Source organism: Escherichia coli (genome assembly GCF_036503815.1).
Lineage (GTDB): Bacteria > Pseudomonadota > Gammaproteobacteria > Enterobacterales > Enterobacteriaceae > Escherichia > Escherichia coli_F.
Genome location: NZ_AP027764.1, coordinates 4,613,064 through 4,631,780, shown reverse-complemented (window position 1 = coordinate 4,631,780; position 18,717 = coordinate 4,613,064). Strand labels below are relative to the sequence as shown.

Genomic DNA, 18,717 nt, shown 5'->3' with positions numbered 1-18,717 from the left:
TACAGATGACATCGACAGGTCAGAACATGACGTGTTGATAAACAGAATTTGCCTGGCGGCCTTAGCGCGGTGGTCCCACCTGACCCCATGCCGAACTCAGAAGTGAAACGCCGTAGCGCCGATGGTAGTGTGGGGTCTCCCCATGCGAGAGTAGGAAACTGCCAGGCATCAAATTAGAAAAACCCCGGTCCATAAGGCCGGGGTTTTTTGCATATTAATTATTTGCATGATGAAGGGAATCTCATGTCAGTTCTGTATATCCAAATTCGTCGTAATCAAATTACTGTTCGCGATCTTGAAAGCAAACGTGAAGTGTCAGGAGAGGCTGCCTTCAGTAACCAGCGCCTGTTAATCGCCAATTTCTTTGTTGCAGAAAAAGTTCTGCAAGATCTTGTTTTGCAACTCCACCCACGTTCACCCTGGTACTCTTTTTTGCCAGCAAAACGTATGGATATTGTTGTGAGCGCGCTGGAAATGAATGAGGGCGGTTTGTCACAGGTTGAGGAACGCATTCTTCATGAAGTGGTCGCTGGTGCAACGTTAATGAAATATCGCCATTTCCACATCCATGCGCAATCAGTGGTGCTCAGTGATAGTGCGGTCATGGCAATGCTTAAGCAGAAATAATCATGTCACCATTGGTGGGTACGAAACCTGAAGTTCAGCTCACCGGGATGAGAAAAAAAATGCCTACGCCTCCACATACGCCAGATTCAGCAACGGATACGGTTTCCCCAAATCGTCCACCTCAGAGCGTCCCGTAACCTTAAATCCCAACTTCTTATAGAACCCTACCGCCCGGGCATTTTGCTCATTAACATTGGTTGTCAGTTCCGGTGCCATCGAGAGCGCATGTTCCACCAGCATCCGACCCACGCCGCAGCCGCGCACATCAGGATCGATAAACAGCGCATCCATATGCTGCCCACTTAACAACATAAACCCAACCGGCCGATCCCGCTCATTAACCGCGACCCACAACGGCGCTTCCGGCAGGAAGGAACGCACCAGCTCTTCCAGCTCGGCCCGATACTCTGCTGATAAAAAATCGTGAGTGGCATCGACAGAACGGCACCAAATCGCAACCAGTTCTTCCCCTTCCTCATGCCGTGAGCGGCGAATACTAATAACCATTTTCTCTCCTTTTCGTCATTCTTATATTCTAACGTAGCCTTTTCCTTGAAACTTTCTCACCTTCAACATGCAGGCTCGACATTGGCAAATTTTCTGGTTATCTTCAGCTATCTGGATGTCTAAACGTATAAGCGTATGTAGTGAGGTAATCAGGTTATGCCGATTCGTGTGCCGGACGAGCTACCCGCCGTCAATTTCTTGCGTGAAGAAAACGTCTTTGTGATGACAACTTCTCGCGCGTCTGGTCAGGAAATTCGTCCGCTAAAGGTGCTTATCCTTAACCTGATGCCGAAGAAAATTGAAACTGAAAATCAGTTTCTGCGTCTGCTTTCAAACTCGCCTTTGCAGGTCGATATTCAGCTGTTGCGCATCGATTCCCGTGAATCGCGCAACACGCCCGCAGAGCATCTGAATAACTTCTACTGTAACTTTGAAGATATTCAGGAACAAAACTTTGACGGTCTGATAGTTACCGGCGCGCCGCTGGGCCTGGTGGAGTTTAATGATGTCGCTTACTGGCCGCAGATCAAACAGGTGCTGGAGTGGTCGAAAGATCACGTCACCTCAACGCTGTTTGTCTGTTGGGCGGTACAGGCAGCGCTCAATATCCTCTATGGCATTCCTAAGCAAACCCGCACCGACAAACTATCTGGCGTTTACGAGCATCATATTCTCCATCCTCATGCACTTCTGACGCGTGGCTTTGATGATTCATTCCTGGCACCGCATTCGCGCTATGCTGACTTTCCGGCAGCGTTGATTCGTGATTATACCGATCTGGAAATTCTGGCGGAGACAGAAGAAGGGGATGCATATCTGTTTGCCAGCAAAGATAAGCGCATTGCCTTTGTGACGGGGCATCCGGAATACGACGCACATACGCTGGCGCAGGAATTTTTCCGCGATGTGGAAGCCGGACTAGACCCGGATGTACCGTATAACTATTTCCCGCATAATGATCCGCAAAATACACCGCGAGCGAGCTGGCGTAGTCACGGTAATTTGCTGTTTACCAACTGGCTCAACTATTACGTCTACCAGATCACGCCATACGATCTACGGCACATGAATCCAACGCTGGATTAATCATCTGTGATAGTCGATCGTTAAGCGATTCAGCACCTTACCTCAGGCACCTTCGGGTGCCTTTTTTATTTCCGAAACACACCTCAAGAGGTGAATAAATTTTATTCATATTGTTATCAATAGGTTAACATGTATTTTTATTTAAAATGGAAATTGTTTTTGATTTTGCATTTTAAATGAGTAGTCTTAGTTGTGCTGAACGAAAAGCACACAACGATCCTTCGTTCACAGTGGGGAAGTTTTCGGATCCATGACGAGGAGCTGCACGATGACTGAACAGGTAACAACAACCGATGAACTGGTTTTCACAAGGCCGTATGGCGAGCAGGAGAAGCAAATTCTTACTGCCGAAGCGGTAGAGTTTCTGACTGAGCTGGTGACGCATTTTACGCCACAACGCAATAAACTTCTGGCAGCGCGCATTCAGCAGCAGCAGGATATCGATAACGGAACGTTGCCTGATTTTATTTCGGAAACAGCTTCCATTCGTGATGCTGACTGGAAAATTCGCGGGATTCCTGCGGACTTAGAAGATCGTCGGGTAGAGATTACCGGCCCGGTTGAGCGCAAGATGGTGATCAACGCGCTCAACGCCAATGTGAAAGTCTTTATGGCCGATTTCGAAGATTCACTGGCACCAGACTGGAACAAAGTGATCGACGGGCAAATTAACCTGCGCGATGCGGTTAACGGCACCATCAGCTATACCAATGAAGCAGGCAAAATTTACCAGCTCAAGCCCAATCCAGCGGTTTTGATTTGTCGGGTACGCGGTCTGCATTTGCCGGAAAAACATGTCACCTGGCGCGGCGAAGCAATTCCTGGCAGCCTGTTTGATTTTGCGCTCTATTTCTTCCACAACTATCAGGCCCTGTTGGCAAAGGGCAGCGGTCCCTATTTCTATCTGCCGAAAACCCAGTCCTGGCAGGAAGCGGCCTGGTGGAGCGAAGTCTTCGGCTATGCAGAAGATCGCTTTAATCTGCCGCGCGGTACCATCAAGGCGACGTTGCTGATTGAAACGCTGCCTGCTGTGTTCCAGATGGACGAAATCCTTCACGCGTTGCGTGACCATATTGTTGGTCTGAACTGCGGTCGCTGGGATTACATCTTCAGCTATATCAAAACGTTGAAAAACTATCCCGATCGCGTCCTGCCAGACAGACAGGCAGTGACGATGGATAAACCATTCCTGAATGCTTACTCACGCCTGTTGATAAAAACCTGCCATAAACGCGGCGCATTTGCGATGGGCGGCATGGCGGCGTTTATTCCGAGCAAAGATGAAGAGCGCAATAACCAGGTGCTCAACAAAGTAAAAGCGGATAAAGCGCTGGAAGCCAACAACGGTCACGATGGCACATGGATCGCTCACCCAGGCCTTGCGGATACGGCAATGGCGGTATTCAACGACATTCTCGGCTCCCGTAAAAATCAGCTTGAAGTGATGCGCGAACAAGACGCGCCGATTACTGCCGATCAGCTGCTGGCACCTTGTGATGGTGAACGCACCGAAGAAGGTATGCGCGCCAACATTCGCGTGGCTGTGCAGTACATCGAAGCGTGGATCTCTGGCAACGGCTGTGTGCCGATTTATGGCCTGATGGAAGATGCTGCGACGGCTGAAATTTCCCGTACCTCAATCTGGCAGTGGATCCATCATCAAAAAACGTTGAGCAATGGCAAACCGGTGACCAAAGCCTTGTTCCGCCAGATGCTGGGCGAAGAGATGAAAGTCATTGCCAGCGAACTGGGCGAAGAACGTTTCTCCCAGGGGCGTTTTGACGATGCCGCACGCTTGATGGAACAGATCACCACTTCCGATGAGTTAATAGATTTCCTGACCCTGCCAGGCTACCGCCTGTTAGCGTAAACCACCACATAACTATGGAGCATCTGCACATGAAAACCCGTACACAACAAATTGAAGAATTACAGAAAGAGTGGACTCAACCGCGTTGGGAAGGCATTACTCGCCCATACAGCGCGGAAGATGTGGTGAAATTACGCGGTTCAGTCAATCCTGAATGCACGCTGGCGCAACTGGGCGCGGCGAAAATGTGGCGTCTGCTGCATGGCGAGTCGAAAAAAGGCTACATCAACAGCCTCGGTGCACTGACTGGCGGTCAGGCGCTGCAACAGGCGAAAGCGGGTATTGAAGCAGTCTATCTGTCGGGATGGCAGGTAGCGGCGGACGCTAACCTGGCGGCCAGCATGTATCCGGATCAGTCGCTCTATCCGGCAAACTCGGTGCCAGCTGTGGTGGAGCGGATCAACAACACCTTCCGTCGTGCCGATCAGATCCAATGGTCCGCGGGCATTGAGCCGGGCGATCCGCGCTATGTCGATTACTTCCTGCCGATCGTTGCCGATGCGGAAGCCGGTTTTGGCGGTGTCCTGAATGCCTTTGAACTGATGAAAGCGATGATTGAAGCCGGTGCAGCGGCAGTTCACTTCGAAGATCAGCTGGCATCAGTGAAGAAATGCGGTCACATGGGCGGCAAAGTTTTAGTGCCAACTCAGGAAGCTATTCAGAAACTGGTCGCGGCGCGTCTGGCAGCTGACGTGACGGGCGTTCCAACCCTGCTGGTTGCTCGTACCGATGCCGATGCGGCGGATCTGATTACCTCCGATTGCGACCCATATGACAGCGAATTTATTACCGGCGAGCGTACCAGCGAAGGCTTCTTCCGTACTCATGCAGGTATTGAACAAGCGATCAGCCGTGGCCTGGCGTATGCGCCATATGCTGACCTGGTTTGGTGTGAAACCTCTACGCCGGATCTGGAACTGGCGCGTCGCTTTGCGGAAGCTATCCACGCGAAATATCCAGGCAAACTGCTGGCTTATAACTGCTCGCCGTCCTTCAACTGGCAGAAAAATCTCGACGACAAAACTATTGCCAGCTTCCAGCAGCAGCTGTCGGATATGGGCTACAAGTTCCAGTTCATCACCCTGGCAGGCATCCACAGCATGTGGTTCAACATGTTTGACCTGGCAAACGCCTATGCCCAGGGCGAGGGTATGAAGCACTATGTTGAGAAAGTGCAGCAGCCGGAATTTGCCGCCGCGAAAGATGGCTATACCTTCGTATCTCACCAGCAGGAAGTGGGTACAGGTTATTTCGATAAAGTGACGACCATTATTCAGGGCGGCACGTCTTCAGTCACCGCGCTGACCGGCTCCACCGAAGAATCGCAGTTCTAAGCAACAACAACCGTTGCTGACTGTAGGTCGGATAAGGCGTTCACGCCGCATCCGACAATGAGCGCCTGATGCGACGCTTGCGCGTCTTATCAGGCCTACAGTCGTTGCCGAACGTAGGCCGGATAACGCGTTCACGCCGCATCCGGCAATCGGTGCACGATGCCTGATGCGACGCTTGCGCGTCTTATTAGGCCTACAACCGTTGCTGACCGTAGGCTGGATAAGGCGTTCACGCCGCATCCGGCAATCAACGCCTGATGCGACGATTTGCGCGTCTTATCCGGCAATTCACTGCTCCTGATGAGGGCAACAAATGCCGCGTGGCCTGGAATTACTGATTGCACAAACCATTCTGCAAGGCTTCGACGCTCAGTATGGTCGATTCCTCGAAGTGACTTCCGGGGCGCAGCAGCGTTTCGAACAAGCCGACTGGCACGCTGTCCAGCAGGCGATGAAAAACCGTATCCATCTTTACGATCATCACGTGGGTCTGGTGGTGGAGCAACTGCGCTGCATTACCAACGGCCAAAGCACGGACGCGGCATTTTTACTGCGCGTTAAAGAGCATTACACCCGGCTGTTGCCGGATTACCCGCGCTTCGAGATTGCGGAGAGCTTTTTTAACTCCGTGTACTGTCGGTTATTTGACCACCGCTCGCTTACTCCCGAGCGGCTTTTTATCTTTACCTCCCAGCCTGAGCGCCGTTTTCGTACCATTCCGCGCCCGCTGGCGAAAGACTTTCCCCCCGATCACGGCTGGGAATCTCTGCTGATGCGTGTTATCAGCGATCTGCCGTTGCGTCTGCGCTGGCAGAATAAAAGCCGTGACATTCATTACATCGTTCGCCATCTGACGGAAACGCTGGGGACAGACAACCTCGCGGAAAGTCATTTACAGGTGGCGAACGAACTGTTTTACCGCAATAAAGCCGCCTGGCTGGTGGGCAAACTGATCACGCCTTCCGGCACATTGCCATTTTTGCTGCCGATCCACCAGACGGACGACGGCGAGTTATTTATTGATACTTGCCTGACGACGACCGCCGAAGCGAGCATCGTCTTTGGCTTCGCACGCTCCTATTTTATGGTTTATGCACCGCTGCCCGCAGCACTGGTCGAGTGGCTACGGGAAATTCTGCCAGGTAAAACGACCGCAGAATTGTATATGGCTATCGGCTGCCAGAAGCACGCTAAAACCGAGAGCTACCGCGAATATCTCGTTTATCTACAGGGCTGTAATGAGCAGTTCATTGAAGCGCCGGGTATTCGTGGCATGGTGATGTTGGTGTTTACGCTGCCGGGTTTTGATCGGGTGTTCAAAGTGATTAAAGACAAGTTCGCGCCGCAGAAAGAGATGTCTGCCGCGCACGTTCGCGCCTGCTATCAACTGGTGAAAGAGCACGATCGCGTAGGTCGAATGGCGGACACCCAGGAGTTTGAAAACTTTGTGCTGGAGAAGCGGCATATTTCCCCGGCATTAATGGCATTACTGCTCCAGGAAGCAGCGGAAAAAATCACCGATCTCGGCGAACAAATTGTGATTCGCCATCTTTATATTGAGCGGCGGATGGTGCCGCTCAATATCTGGTTGGAACAAGTGGAAGGTCAGCAGTTGCGCGACGCCATTGAAGAATACGGCAACGCCATTCGCCAGCTTGCTGCCGCCAACATCTTCCCCGGCGACATGCTGTTTAAAAACTTCGGTGTCACCCGTCACGGGCGCGTGGTGTTTTATGATTACGATGAAATTTGCTACATGACGGAAGTAAACTTCCGCGACATCCCACCGCCGCGCTACCCGGAAGACGAACTTGCCAGCGAACCGTGGTACAGCGTCTCGCCGGGCGATGTTTTCCCGGAAGAGTTCCGTCACTGGCTATGCGCCGACCCGCGTATTGGGCCACTGTTTGAAGAGATGCACGCCGATCTGTTCCGCGCCGACTACTGGCGCGCACTACAAAACCGCATACGTGAAGGGCATGTGGAAGATGTTTATGCGTACCGGCGCAGGCAAAGATTTAGCGTACGATATGGGGAGATGCTTTTTTGAGTAAAGCTTCCATCTTATTTTTCTCCGCGATGTATCGAGGGTTATCCGTAAAGCCATAGCTTTCAGCCATCTTATTTAACGTATTAAGGATTAATTCAGCAATAACCCGGTGACCCAATTTAAAAGCCAACTCAAAGGCAGAGTATTTTTGTGGCGCTTTATGTTGCCAAAAATCCATAATATCTTCAGCGGTAAATCCAAAAAGGCGTGCATGGTCACATAAAGCAAGATAAACTGTCTCTACAACGTTTTGTTGTTTATGCTGTATCGCTGAAAACAAACCGGGATATTCATTAGAATTATGTGCCAGGAGGAGGGTCTTCATATTTTTTTTATCGAATTTAAACGTATTAAACAGAGTGGGTAATGCGTTAAAAATAGTCTTAATAACGTTCATATGTCCGCGCTGCATGGCTATAAACAAACCCGTGTCGCGCGCAAGATTTTTGGCGGTCAGAAGATCTACAATATCAGAAGCGGAAATGTTAATTTCCTGGGCCAGACAGGGCAATGCTTCGAGTATAACTCTCACGATATCGCTATGCCCATTTTGCATCGCCAGGTATAGCCCCGGGTAACCATAAAAATCCTTTGCCTTCAGGAGAACGAATACCTGCTCTTTAGTCAAATGACATGTGCGAATTAACAAAGGTAATGCATCCAAAAAAACTTTCAGCATGTCGGCATCACCATTCGCCATAACATAGTATAAAACATGGCTGGACGATCTACTTTTGGCACTCAGGATTTTATACACCTGTTCGTTATCTAAATGATGTGTAGCAGCAAGTTTAGGTAAGGCGTTCAGAATCGAGGTTACGACATTTTTATCCTTACGTGATATCGCTAAAAATAATCCAGAACAACCATTTTTATCTTTTGCCTCCACAATATTAATGAGTTTTTTTTTCGAGAGTAATCCTTCATATCCAGGAGCTGACAGTGAATTGAAAATAGTCTCAACGATATCCGCATTACCATAATTTATAGCCAAATATAAACCTGGCAGGTTAATACTATTATAGGCAGTCAACATTTCTGTTCTATGTAGTTCTGGCATTTTCTGGAGCTGAATCATCAGCTGCGTAAGTTTGTGATTCTGACCAATTGCCATGAGCAAATTCATCGTTGCAGGTGATAATGGAGGGGTTATTTCATCCACAGATCCTTTTAACATCAATAGCTGTTCTTTCGGAAGTGCTGGAATTATTGCAACAGATTGGTTAATAACATGATCATTTGACCATTTCAGGAGGCTATAATCTACATTCATAAAATCCATCAGAGAATAGTGTTTAATATCCTCTTTACTTTCGCTCATGATTCTTATTTTATCGTTAGTTACATTAGGATCATAAACCGAAACCACGTAATGGGTACATCCTTCAGTTGTATTTTTTATTCTTAGCCGGGCCGTCAAAGCATGGTTATCCACCAATAATATGGCTGCCATAACACTGATACCATTTGATTCCATCTTGTCAAAATATGCCTTCATAACTAGACCGAAATCACCGCAGGCAGCAACACAACGCCCCTCAGGACGGCTGGAAATTAACGCCAAAGTCTGGTTTTTGCATTTTTTGTTGAAGTGAGCGAGAAAATTTTCAGCTGAAGAATAATCATCTTGATGGGGTTTGTAATCAACATTCTGATAAATATCATTAATATATTGTGCAGCAATGTGTCGGCATACTATACGGTTTTGGGGGCGCCCCGGAAAATAACATTGACCATTAAGTTTAACTCTTGGAAATTCTTTTTCTTTTCTATCTGAGGTTAGGTTTAATTCTTGTTTATCAAGAGTGTCTAAGCGTTGAGGTAAAATTTCCATTAGGTATTCTTCAAATATTGGAGCAATGGTTTGAGTGAGTGTCGTGTTTTCATTTTTATTAATTATCGTAATTTCTTTTTTATCAGTCTGTAAGACAGATGTGGAAAATTTAATGACAAAATCCTTATTACTAAAGATATGACGGCCGTTTTGTCTACAGTTTTCTGAGAAGCTTTTTAATAGAGGTGTCCCCAGCTCCTTGCCAGAAAATTTATTCTCGAGTTCTTTATAAAACAATTCACTCAGGTTTTGGTATTCATTTGTCTGGGCTGTATTATTAATATTTAAAGAGAAAGAATTGCGATGAATACGAGTAATCATTTAAATATCTCATTGTTTATTGATGTCTGGAATTTTAACTATCAGAACAGTGAAAAATTTAATATGATTACAAGTAAAGAAATATCATAAATCGCTCAATCTAATAATGAAACCGCAAAAGTTTCGGCGCAATGAGTTCTTGCGATTTTGTTAATAATTAAGTGGTTTGATGTTTAAAAATAATTCTGAGTTAATAAAAGTGTGTGAAGTGTATGATATTAAGTTATTTTTGCGTCAATGCGATTAACAGATACCCTTATTCTATTGCTACTCAGGTATGACGGGCAGAATATTACCTCTACCCGCCAGAAAAAGTCAGCGCATTCCACCGTACGCCAGCGTCACTTCCTTCGCAGCTTTAATCACCATCGCACCAAACTCGGTTACGCGATCATCGGTAATACGTGAAATCGGCCCGGAAATCGAAATTGCCGCAAATGGTTCGCGGTGCTCGTCGAAAATACACGCTGCGAGGCAACGCAGCCCCAGCGCATGTTCCTCATCGTCAAATGAATAACCCCGTTTTCGCGTTTGGGCGAGATCTTCTTTTAAATGTACAGGAGACACCAGTGTTGCGTGGGTATAGGCATGTAACCCTTTGCGGTGCAGCAGCTTCGTCACCTGTTCTTCGCTCAGTTGGGCTAAAAAGGCTTTACCCGCACCGGAAGCGTGCATCGGTAATTTACCGCCAATAGGGGCGGACATACGCATCAGGTGCGTACACTGTACCTGGTCGATAATAATCGCTTCGTGATCGCTTTGATCAAGCACCGCCATATTTACCGTTTCGCCAGACTCTTCCATTAGATTGCGCAGGATAGGGTGAACAATGGCTAACAAATTACGGCTCTGGAGAAAGCTGCTGCCGACCATAAAGGCATGTGCGCCGATTGCCCAGTGTCCCAGTTCGCCGACCTGACGCACGAAACCCTGCTGTTGCATCGTGGTTAGCAGACGGTGGGTCGTGGAGTTGGGTAACCCGGCTTGTTGCGCCAGTTCCGTGAGTGCCACACTGCCATTGGATTCGGCAATCCACTCCAGTAATTTCAGACCACGCGTTAAAGACTGAACCTGCCCAGTCGCTGGTGCGGTGGCAACGGCGGGTTTTCTGCCGCGTTTCGCGGGAATGGGTGCGACCATGACAGTCTCCTTTTTCTGTATCGTGGAAATCATTTTCATTTTTATTGTTAGCTAATGCAATAGTTGCTGAACTGATCCGATGAGTTAATGTTGAACAAATCTCATGTTGCGTGGTGGTCGCTTTTACCACAGATGCGTTTATGCCAGTATGGTTTGTTGAATTTTTATTAAATCTGGGTTGAGCGTGTCGGGAGCAAGTGTGAGCAGCAAAGTGGAACAACTGCGTGCGCAGTTAAATGAACGTATTCTGGTGCTGGATGGCGGTATGGGCACTATGATCCAGAGCTATCGACTGAACGAAGCCGATTTTCGTGGTGAACGCTTTGCCGACTGGCCATGCGATCTCAAAGGCAACAACGACCTGCTGGTACTCAGCAAACCGGAAGTGATCGCCGCTATCCACAACGCCTACTTTGAAGCGGGCGCGGATATCATCGAAACCAACACCTTCAACTCCACGACTATTGCGATGGCGGATTACCAGATGGAATCCCTGTCGGCGGAAATCAACTTTGCGGCGGCGAAGCTGGCCCGTGCCTGTGCTGACGAGTGGACCGCCCGTACGCCGGAGAAACCGCGCTACGTTGCCGGTGTTCTCGGCCCGACCAACCGCACGGCGTCTATTTCTCCGGACGTCAACGATCCAGCATTCCGCAACATCACTTTTGACCAGTTGGTGGCGGCTTATCGAGAATCCACTAAAGCGCTGGTGGAAGGCGGTGCGGATCTGATCCTGATTGAAACCGTTTTCGACACCCTTAACGCCAAAGCGGCGGTCTTTGCGGTGAAAACGGAGTTCGAAGCGCTGGGCGTTGAACTGCCGATAATGATCTCCGGCACCATCACTGACGCCTCCGGGCGCACGCTCTCCGGGCAGACCACTGAAGCATTTTACAACTCATTGCGCCACGCCGAAGCGCTGACCTTTGGCCTGAACTGTGCGCTGGGGCCCGATGAACTGCGCCAGTACGTGCAGGAGCTGTCACGGATTGCGGAATGCTACGTAACCGCGCACCCGAACGCCGGGCTGCCCAACGCCTTTGGTGAATACGATCTCGACGCCGACACGATGGCAAAACAAATACGTGAATGGGCACAAGCGGGCTTTCTCAATATCGTCGGCGGCTGCTGTGGCACCACGCCACAACATATTGCAGCGATGAGTCGTGCAGTAGAAGGATTAGCGCCGCGCAAACTGCCGGAAATTCCCGTAGCCTGCCGTTTGTCTGGCCTGGAGCCGCTGAACATTGGCGACGATAGCCTGTTTGTGAACGTGGGTGAACGCACCAACGTCACCGGTTCCGCTAAGTTCAAGCGCCTGATCAAAGAAGAGAAATACAGCGAGGCGTTGGATGTGGCGCGTCAGCAGGTGGAAAACGGCGCGCAGATTATCGATATCAACATGGATGAAGGGATGCTCGACGCCGAAGCGGCGATGGTGCGTTTCCTTAATCTGATTGCGGGTGAACCGGATATCGCTCGCGTGCCGATTATGATCGACTCCTCAAAATGGGACGTCATTGAAAAAGGTCTGAAGTGTATCCAGGGCAAAGGTATTGTTAACTCTATCTCGATGAAAGAGGGCGTCGACGCCTTTATTCATCACGCGAAACTGTTGCGTCGCTACGGTGCGGCAGTCGTGGTGATGGCCTTTGACGAACAGGGCCAGGCCGATACCCGCGCACGGAAAATCGAGATTTGCCGTCGGGCGTACAAAATCCTCACCGAAGAGGTTGGCTTCCCGCCAGAAGATATCATCTTTGACCCGAACATCTTCGCGGTCGCAACCGGTATTGAAGAGCACAACAACTACGCGCAGGACTTTATCGGCGCGTGTGAAGACATCAAACGTGAACTGCCGCACGCGCTGATTTCCGGCGGCGTTTCTAACGTTTCGTTCTCATTCCGTGGCAACGATCCGGTGCGCGAAGCCATTCACGCGGTGTTCCTCTACTACGCTATTCGCAATGGCATGGATATGGGGATCGTCAACGCCGGGCAACTGGCGATTTACGACGACCTACCCGCTGAACTGCGCGACGCGGTGGAAGATGTGATTCTTAATCGTCGCGACGATGGCACCGAGCGTTTACTGGAGCTTGCCGAGAAATATCGCGGCAGCAAAACCGACGACACCGCCAACGCCCAGCAGGCGGAGTGGCGCTCGTGGGAAGTGAATAAACGTCTGGAATACTCGTTGGTCAAAGGCATTACCGAGTTTATCGAGCAGGATACCGAAGAAGCCCGCCAGCAGGCTACGCGCCCGATTGAAGTGATTGAAGGCCCGTTGATGGACGGCATGAACGTGGTCGGCGATCTGTTTGGCGAAGGCAAAATGTTCTTGCCGCAGGTGGTCAAATCGGCGCGTGTGATGAAGCAGGCGGTGGCGTATCTCGAACCGTTTATTGAAGCCAGCAAAGAGCAGGGCAAAACCAACGGCAAGATGGTGATCGCTACAGTGAAGGGCGATGTCCACGATATCGGTAAAAATATCGTTGGCGTGGTGCTGCAATGTAACAACTACGAAATTGTTGATCTCGGCGTGATGGTGCCGGCGGAAAAAATTCTCCGCACCGCCAAAGAAGTGAATGCTGATTTGATTGGCCTTTCGGGGCTTATCACGCCGTCGCTGGATGAAATGGTCAACGTGGCGAAAGAGATGGAGCGTCAGGGCTTCACCATTCCGCTATTGATTGGCGGCGCGACCACCTCAAAAGCGCACACGGCGGTGAAAATCGAGCAGAACTACAGCGGCCCGACGGTGTATGTGCAGAACGCTTCACGCACCGTTGGTGTGGTGGCGGCGCTGCTTTCCGACACTCAGCGCGATGATTTCGTTGCTCGTACCCGCAAGGAGTACGAAACCGTGCGTATTCAACACGGGCGCAAGAAACCGCGCACTCCACCGGTCACGCTGGAAGCGGCGCGCGATAACGACTTCGCTTTTGACTGGCAGGCTTATACGCCGCCGGTGGCGCACCGTCTCGGCGTGCAGGAAGTGGAAGCCAGCATCGAAACGCTGCGTAATTACATCGACTGGACGCCGTTCTTTATGACCTGGTCGCTGGCCGGGAAGTATCCGCGCATTCTGGAAGATGAAGTGGTAGGCGTTGAGGCGCAGCGGCTGTTTAAAGACGCCAACGACATGCTGGATAAATTAAGCGCCGAGAAAACGCTGAATCCGCGTGGCGTGGTGGGGCTGTTCCCGGCAAACCGTGTGGGCGATGACATTGAAATCTACCGTGACGAAACGCGTACCCATGTGATCAACGTCAGCCACCATCTGCGTCAACAGACCGAAAAAACGGGCTTCGCTAACTACTGTCTCGCTGACTTCGTTGCGCCGAAGCTTTCTGGTAAAGCAGATTACATCGGCGCATTTGCCGTGACTGGCGGACTGGAAGAGGACGCACTGGCTGATGCCTTTGAAGCACAGCACGATGATTACAACAAAATCATGGTGAAAGCGCTTGCCGACCGTTTAGCCGAAGCCTTTGCGGAGTATCTCCATGAGCGTGTGCGTAAAGTCTACTGGGGCTATGCGCCGAACGAGAACCTCAGCAACGAAGAACTGATCCGCGAAAACTACCAGGGCATCCGTCCGGCACCGGGCTACCCGGCCTGCCCGGAACATACGGAAAAAGCCACTATCTGGGAGTTGCTGGAAGTGGAAAAACATACCGGCATGAAACTCACAGAATCTTTCGCCATGTGGCCCGGTGCATCGGTTTCGGGTTGGTACTTCAGCCACCCGGACAGCAAGTATTACGCGGTGGCGCAAATTCAGCGCGATCAGGTCGAAGACTATGCCCGCCGTAAAGGTATGAGCGTCTCAGATGTTGAGCGCTGGCTGGCACCGAATCTGGGGTATGACGCGGACTGATTCACAAATCTGTCACTTTTCCTTACAACAAACAGGGCGCTCAATGAGTGCCCTGTCTCTTTATTAATATGAAACACTTATACTGGAATCAGGCTGGAATAATCTTAGCCGGAAAAACGAATGTCAAAAGTCACGATAAAGATTTCAGTCAGCGTGTTTCCGGTCCTTTGGTCATTCAATTGCTTCAGGAACATATAACGATAAGGAGAACCTGAACTCGTGTTAACGCTGCTTCACCTGCTTTCTGCCGTCGCCCTGTTGGTCTGGGGGACACATATTGTTCGAACAGGCGTAATGCGCGTCTTCGGCGCACGTCTGCGTACCGTTCTGAGCCGGAGCGTCGAAAAAAAGCCGCTCGCCTTTTGTGCGGGGATCGGCGTTACCGCACTGGTGCAGAGCAGTAATGCTACCACCATGCTGGTGACTTCGTTCGTCGCTCAGGATCTGGTTGCCCTCGCACCGGCTTTGGTCATTGTGCTGGGTGCAGATGTCGGGACCGCGCTAATGGCGCGTATTCTCACCTTCGATTTATCCTGGTTGTCACCGCTACTTATTTTTATCGGCGTGATTTTTTTCCTCGGCCGCAAACAGTCACGCGCCGGGCAACTAGGCCGTGTCGGTATTGGTCTTGGGCTGATTTTACTGGCGCTGGAATTGATTGTGCAGGCCGTAACGCCGATCACCCAGGCAAACGGCGTTCAGGTGATCTTTGCCTCGCTAACCGGCGATATTCTGCTGGATGCGCTGATTGGCGCGATGTTCGCCATTATCAGCTACTCCAGCCTTGCTGCTGTACTGCTGACCGCGACTCTGACCGCCGCAGGCATCATCTCCTTCCCCGTGGCACTTTGTCTGGTGATTGGTGCTAACCTCGGCTCCGGCTTGCTGGCGATGCTCAACAACAGTGCCGCCAATGCCGCAGCTCGCCGTGTCGCGCTGGGTAGCCTGCTGTTTAAGCTGGTGGGTAGCCTGATTATCCTGCCGTTTGTCCATTTGCTGGCAGAGACAATGGGGAAGTTGCCATTGTCAAAAGCGGAATTGGTGATCTATTTCCACGTCTTCTACAACCTTGTACGCTGCCTGGTCATGTTGCCATTCGTTGACCCGATGGCACGGTTTTGCAAAACGATTATTCGCGATGAACCGGAACTGGATACCCAGCTACGGCCTAAACATCTGGATGTCAGCGCGCTGGATACGCCCACGCTTGCTCTGGCGAACGCTGCCCGCGAAACCCTGCGCATTGGCGACGCCATGGAACAGATGATGGAAGGGTTGAATAAAGTGATGCACGGCGAGCCACGGCAGGAGAAAGAGCTGCGTAAGTTGGCAGATGATATCAACGTTCTCTACACCGCTATTAAGCTGTATCTGGCGCGAATGCCAAAAGAAGAGCTGGCGGAGGAAGAGTCGCGTCGCTGGGCGGAGATTATCGAAATGTCGCTTAACCTTGAACAGGCCTCCGATATCGTCGAGCGCATGGGGAGTGAAATTGCCGACAAATCGCTGGCAGCAAGGCGAGCATTTTCGCTTGATGGCTTGAAGGAATTGGATGCACTCTATGAGCAATTGCTCAGTAATTTAAAACTGGCCATGTCGGTTTTCTTCTCTGGCGATGTTGCCAGCGCCCGTCGTTTACGCCGCAGCAAGCATCGTTTTCGCATTCTTAATCGCCGCTATTCTCACGCCCACGTTGATCGCCTGCATCAGCAAAACGTGCAGAGCATTGAAACCAGTTCGCTACATTTAGGCTTACTGGGCGATATGCAGCGTTTGAACTCGCTGTTTTGTTCGGTGGCTTACAGTGTGCTGGAACAGCCGGATGAAGATGAAGGACGGGACGAGTATTAATACCGTGACCCTATAGGCCTGATAAGACGCGTAAAGCGTCGCATCAGGCACTATGTACAAGATGCCGGATCATGCATCCGGCAATTCACTTAAAAACGGTGACCCGCTTCCAGCGGCACCGCTTCTTCACCAGCCTTAAACACATAAGTGGTGTTCGGGCCACCCAGCGTAGCGTGACCTTTACTTACTGTGATCCAGTTACCTTCCGGCAGACCAATAATCGCCAGTTCTGGCGCGACGACCAGCAGTTCGCGAATACGCTGCTCACGGGTTTCACCTTTATGGCCTTCCGGCAGCGCGTTGGTGAAGTGCGGGTTGATTTGCAGCGGGAACAGATTTAGCGCATCGAAACCTTGCGGATCGACAATCGGCATATCGTTGGTGGTACGAATGGTTGGGCAAGCAAGGTTAGCGCCTGCGCTCCAGCCAATATACAGCGCGCCACGTTTCACCACGTCAGTAATTGGTGCCAGCAGCCCGCGCTCGCGGCACTGTTTCAGCAACTGGAAAGTATTACCGCCGCCGACAATCACAATTTCCGCATTTTCAATCGCGGCAACGGGATCGACAACGCTATGAATACCGGTGACAGAAACACCCAGCGGAGCGAGAACCGCAGCCGTTTTCGCTGTGTAATCATCCCAGGTCTGCGTTACGCCCGCGAAAGGAATAAATACCGCTGAACGGCGACCCTGCAACTGTTCAGCAATCAGCGGCAGCGCGTGTTCCAGCCAGGCTTTTCCCGGCAGCGTCGAGTTACTCAATAAAAGCAGTTCCATTACTTCTCCGGTTAGTAAGAAATCACGGGAGGCATGCTATCACTGTGATTTTAATCGCTTACTGACATGGCTCACGATGTCGCACATTGCTTCTGGAAAGTGATTTGAGCAGGTAACGAATTCAAGCCAATGGAAATAACAAATAGTTCGCACATGACTATTTTTTATCAACCCAAAGGTACGGTATATTCCGTTTTTTACAGGAGAATTTATGCTGCCCGACTCATCAGTCCGTTTAAATAAATACATCAGCGAAAGCGGAATTTGCTCACGCCGCGAAGCGGATCGCTATATCGAGCAAGGCAATGTGTTCCTTAATGGCAAGCGAGCCACCATTGGCGATCAGGTGAAACCCGGCGACGTTGTGAAAGTAAATGGTCAGTTGATTGAGCCTCGGGAAGCCGAAGATTTGGTACTTATCGCCCTGAACAAGCCCGTCGGTATTGTCAGCACCACCGAAGATGGCGAGCGCGATAACATTGTCGATTTTGTTAACCACAGCAAACGCGTGTTCCCGATTGGCCGCCTGGATAAAGACTCCCAGGGGCTGATTTTCCTCACCAATCACGGCGATCTGGTGAATAAGATCCTCCGTGCGGGTAACGATCATGAGAAAGAGTATCTGGTGACGGTCGATAAACCGATTACCGATGAATTTATTCGTGGTATGGGGGCGGGGGTGCCAATCCTCGGGACAGTGACTAAAAAGTGTAAAGTCAAAAAAGAAGCGCCGTTTGTCTTCCGCATTACCCTGGTGCAGGGCCTGAACCGTCAGATCCGTCGCATGTGTGAGCACTTTGGTTACGAAGTGAAAAAGCTGGAGCGTACGCGCATTATGAACGTCAGTTTAAGCGGCATTCCGCTGGGTGAGTGGCGCGATTTAACCGACGATGAGCTAATTGATCTCTTTAAATTAATTGAGAATTCCACTTCTGAGGTAAAACCCAAAGCGAAGGCCAAACCGAAAACGGCGGGCATCAAACGTCCAGTCGTTAAGATGGAAAAAACGGCGGAAAAAGGCGGTCGCCCGGCGTCCAACGGTAAGCGTTTTACCTCGCCGGGGCGCAAAAAGAAGGGGCGCTGATCAGCGCCTACCACGCGTCGACGTATTTGCCGACCAGCTAAACGATGCTTCGGGATCGGGTTTATAAGCCTGCTTTTTCTTCAACTGGCGGGCTTTTTTTGCTTCAGCCTCACGCTCAACCATTAATTTATCGATGTACTCTTTCTTAATGCTGTTAGTTTCCGAGTTGGTCAGCACGCGACCATGCGCAATACGCGCGCGATCCAGCAATGTTTTTAGTTCGCGCTGCTCGCGTTCAGTCATCTCTTTTTGGGTAATACGGGGGAGTGCCATGATGGTGCCCTCAGTGAGCCGGAGAGTTCAGTGTACGGGAATTCCTTTGCGAGCAGAACTGATAATATTCATTTTGCC

13 protein-coding genes and 1 rRNA gene are annotated in these 18,717 nt (G+C 50.5%); 9 read left to right on the top strand and 5 right to left on the bottom strand.

All coding sequences use genetic code 11. The annotated features are described in order from the left end of the window. Nucleotides 1-51: 51 nt before the first annotated feature. Both rrf and yjaA read left to right on the top strand, forming a co-directional pair. Nucleotides 52-167, top strand: a 5S ribosomal RNA gene (gene rrf, locus AABJ99_RS22150). A 76-nt stretch (nucleotides 168-243) separates the two neighbouring features. Next, complete coding sequence (yjaA, locus tag AABJ99_RS22145) at nucleotides 244-627, top strand: YjaA family stress response protein (RefSeq protein WP_001353546.1); 384 nt, start codon at nucleotides 244-246, stop codon at nucleotides 625-627. Between the two features lie 63 nt (nucleotides 628-690). On the opposite strand, the gene yjaB is transcribed toward yjaA, so the two are convergent. After that, a complete protein-coding gene (gene yjaB / locus AABJ99_RS22140) occupies nucleotides 691-1,134 on the bottom strand; it encodes an acetyltransferase (RefSeq protein ID WP_000236983.1) in 444 nt (147 codons plus the stop codon). 156 nt (nucleotides 1,135-1,290) lie between these two features. On the opposite strand from yjaB, the gene metA reads away from it, so the two are divergent. The 4 genes from metA to aceK all read left to right on the top strand — a co-directional run bounded on the left by metA (nucleotide 1,291) and on the right by aceK (nucleotide 7,474). Next, entirely contained in the window at nucleotides 1,291-2,220 is a 930-nt protein-coding gene (gene metA, locus AABJ99_RS22135) for a homoserine O-acetyltransferase MetA (protein ID WP_001122781.1), read from the top strand. A 268-nt stretch (nucleotides 2,221-2,488) separates the two neighbouring features. Next, nucleotides 2,489-4,090 carry a malate synthase A gene (gene aceB, locus AABJ99_RS22130; RefSeq protein WP_000139788.1) on the top strand — a complete coding sequence of 534 codons (1,602 nt, stop codon included), beginning with the start codon at nucleotides 2,489-2,491 and terminating at the stop codon, nucleotides 4,088-4,090. Nucleotides 4,091-4,119: 29 nt separating this feature from the next. Then, nucleotides 4,120-5,424 carry an isocitrate lyase gene (aceA, locus tag AABJ99_RS22125; RefSeq protein ID WP_000857853.1) on the top strand — a complete coding sequence of 435 codons (1,305 nt, stop codon included), beginning with the start codon at nucleotides 4,120-4,122 and terminating at the stop codon, nucleotides 5,422-5,424. A gap of 313 nt (nucleotides 5,425-5,737) precedes the next feature. Beyond that, on the top strand, nucleotides 5,738-7,474 hold the full coding sequence (gene aceK / locus AABJ99_RS22120) for a bifunctional isocitrate dehydrogenase kinase/phosphatase (RefSeq protein ID WP_001137244.1): 1,737 nt from the start codon (nucleotides 5,738-5,740) through the stop codon (nucleotides 7,472-7,474). On the opposite strand, the gene arpA is transcribed toward aceK, so the two are convergent. Together arpA and iclR are read right to left on the bottom strand one after the other, a co-directional pair. Next, nucleotides 7,443-9,629 (bottom strand): ShET2/EspL2 family type III secretion system effector toxin, encoded by a 2,187-nt coding sequence (gene arpA / locus AABJ99_RS22115; RefSeq protein ID WP_338387454.1) that lies wholly within the window; start codon nucleotides 9,627-9,629, stop codon nucleotides 7,443-7,445. The genes aceK and arpA overlap by 32 nt on opposite strands. Before the next feature lie 315 nt (nucleotides 9,630-9,944). Beyond that, nucleotides 9,945-10,769, bottom strand: coding sequence for a glyoxylate bypass operon transcriptional repressor IclR (iclR, locus tag AABJ99_RS22110; protein WP_000226403.1), 825 nt, complete (start codon nucleotides 10,767-10,769; stop codon nucleotides 9,945-9,947). A gap of 199 nt (nucleotides 10,770-10,968) precedes the next feature. Here iclR and metH point away from each other — a divergent pair, with 199 nt between their 5' ends. Beyond that, entirely contained in the window at nucleotides 10,969-14,652 is a 3,684-nt protein-coding gene (gene metH, locus AABJ99_RS22105; RefSeq protein ID WP_000096041.1) for a methionine synthase, read from the top strand. A gap of 219 nt (nucleotides 14,653-14,871) precedes the next feature. Beyond that, nucleotides 14,872-16,503: a Na/Pi cotransporter family protein gene (gene yjbB / locus AABJ99_RS22100; RefSeq protein WP_039020358.1), complete on the top strand. Its 1,632-nt coding sequence runs from the start codon at nucleotides 14,872-14,874 to the stop codon at nucleotides 16,501-16,503. 89 nt (nucleotides 16,504-16,592) lie between these two features. Here yjbB and pepE read toward each other — a convergent pair whose 3' ends face one another. Further along, nucleotides 16,593-17,282, bottom strand: a complete 690-nt coding sequence (gene pepE, locus AABJ99_RS22095) for a dipeptidase PepE (RefSeq protein WP_338387453.1) — start codon at nucleotides 17,280-17,282, stop codon at nucleotides 16,593-16,595. Between the two features lie 211 nt (nucleotides 17,283-17,493). Between pepE and rluF the strand changes: the two genes are divergently transcribed. Continuing rightward, entirely contained in the window at nucleotides 17,494-18,366 is an 873-nt protein-coding gene (gene rluF / locus AABJ99_RS22090; RefSeq protein WP_000936373.1) for a 23S rRNA pseudouridine(2604) synthase RluF, read from the top strand. On the opposite strand, the gene yjbD is transcribed toward rluF, so the two are convergent. Next, entirely contained in the window at nucleotides 18,367-18,639 is a 273-nt protein-coding gene (gene yjbD / locus AABJ99_RS22085) for a DUF3811 domain-containing protein (protein WP_001207638.1), read from the bottom strand. Nucleotides 18,640-18,717 lie beyond the last annotated feature (78 nt).

Coding starts and splice junctions, on each gene's coding strand:
- yjaA (WP_001353546.1), top strand. CDS start 244: ATGTCAGTTCTGTATATCCAAATTCGTCGTAATCAAATTACTGTTCGC.
- yjaB (WP_000236983.1), bottom strand. CDS start 1,134: ATGGTTATTAGTATTCGCCGCTCACGGCATGAGGAAGGGGAAGAACTG.
- metA (WP_001122781.1), top strand. CDS start 1,291: ATGCCGATTCGTGTGCCGGACGAGCTACCCGCCGTCAATTTCTTGCGT.
- aceB (WP_000139788.1), top strand. CDS start 2,489: ATGACTGAACAGGTAACAACAACCGATGAACTGGTTTTCACAAGGCCG.
- aceA (WP_000857853.1), top strand. CDS start 4,120: ATGAAAACCCGTACACAACAAATTGAAGAATTACAGAAAGAGTGGACT.
- aceK (WP_001137244.1), top strand. CDS start 5,738: ATGCCGCGTGGCCTGGAATTACTGATTGCACAAACCATTCTGCAAGGC.
- arpA (WP_338387454.1), bottom strand. CDS start 9,629: ATGATTACTCGTATTCATCGCAATTCTTTCTCTTTAAATATTAATAAT.
- iclR (WP_000226403.1), bottom strand. CDS start 10,769: ATGGTCGCACCCATTCCCGCGAAACGCGGCAGAAAACCCGCCGTTGCC.
- pepE (WP_338387453.1), bottom strand. CDS start 17,282: ATGGAACTGCTTTTATTGAGTAACTCGACGCTGCCGGGAAAAGCCTGG.
- rluF (WP_000936373.1), top strand. CDS start 17,494: ATGCTGCCCGACTCATCAGTCCGTTTAAATAAATACATCAGCGAAAGC.
- yjbD (WP_001207638.1), bottom strand. CDS start 18,639: ATGGCACTCCCCCGTATTACCCAAAAAGAGATGACTGAACGCGAGCAG.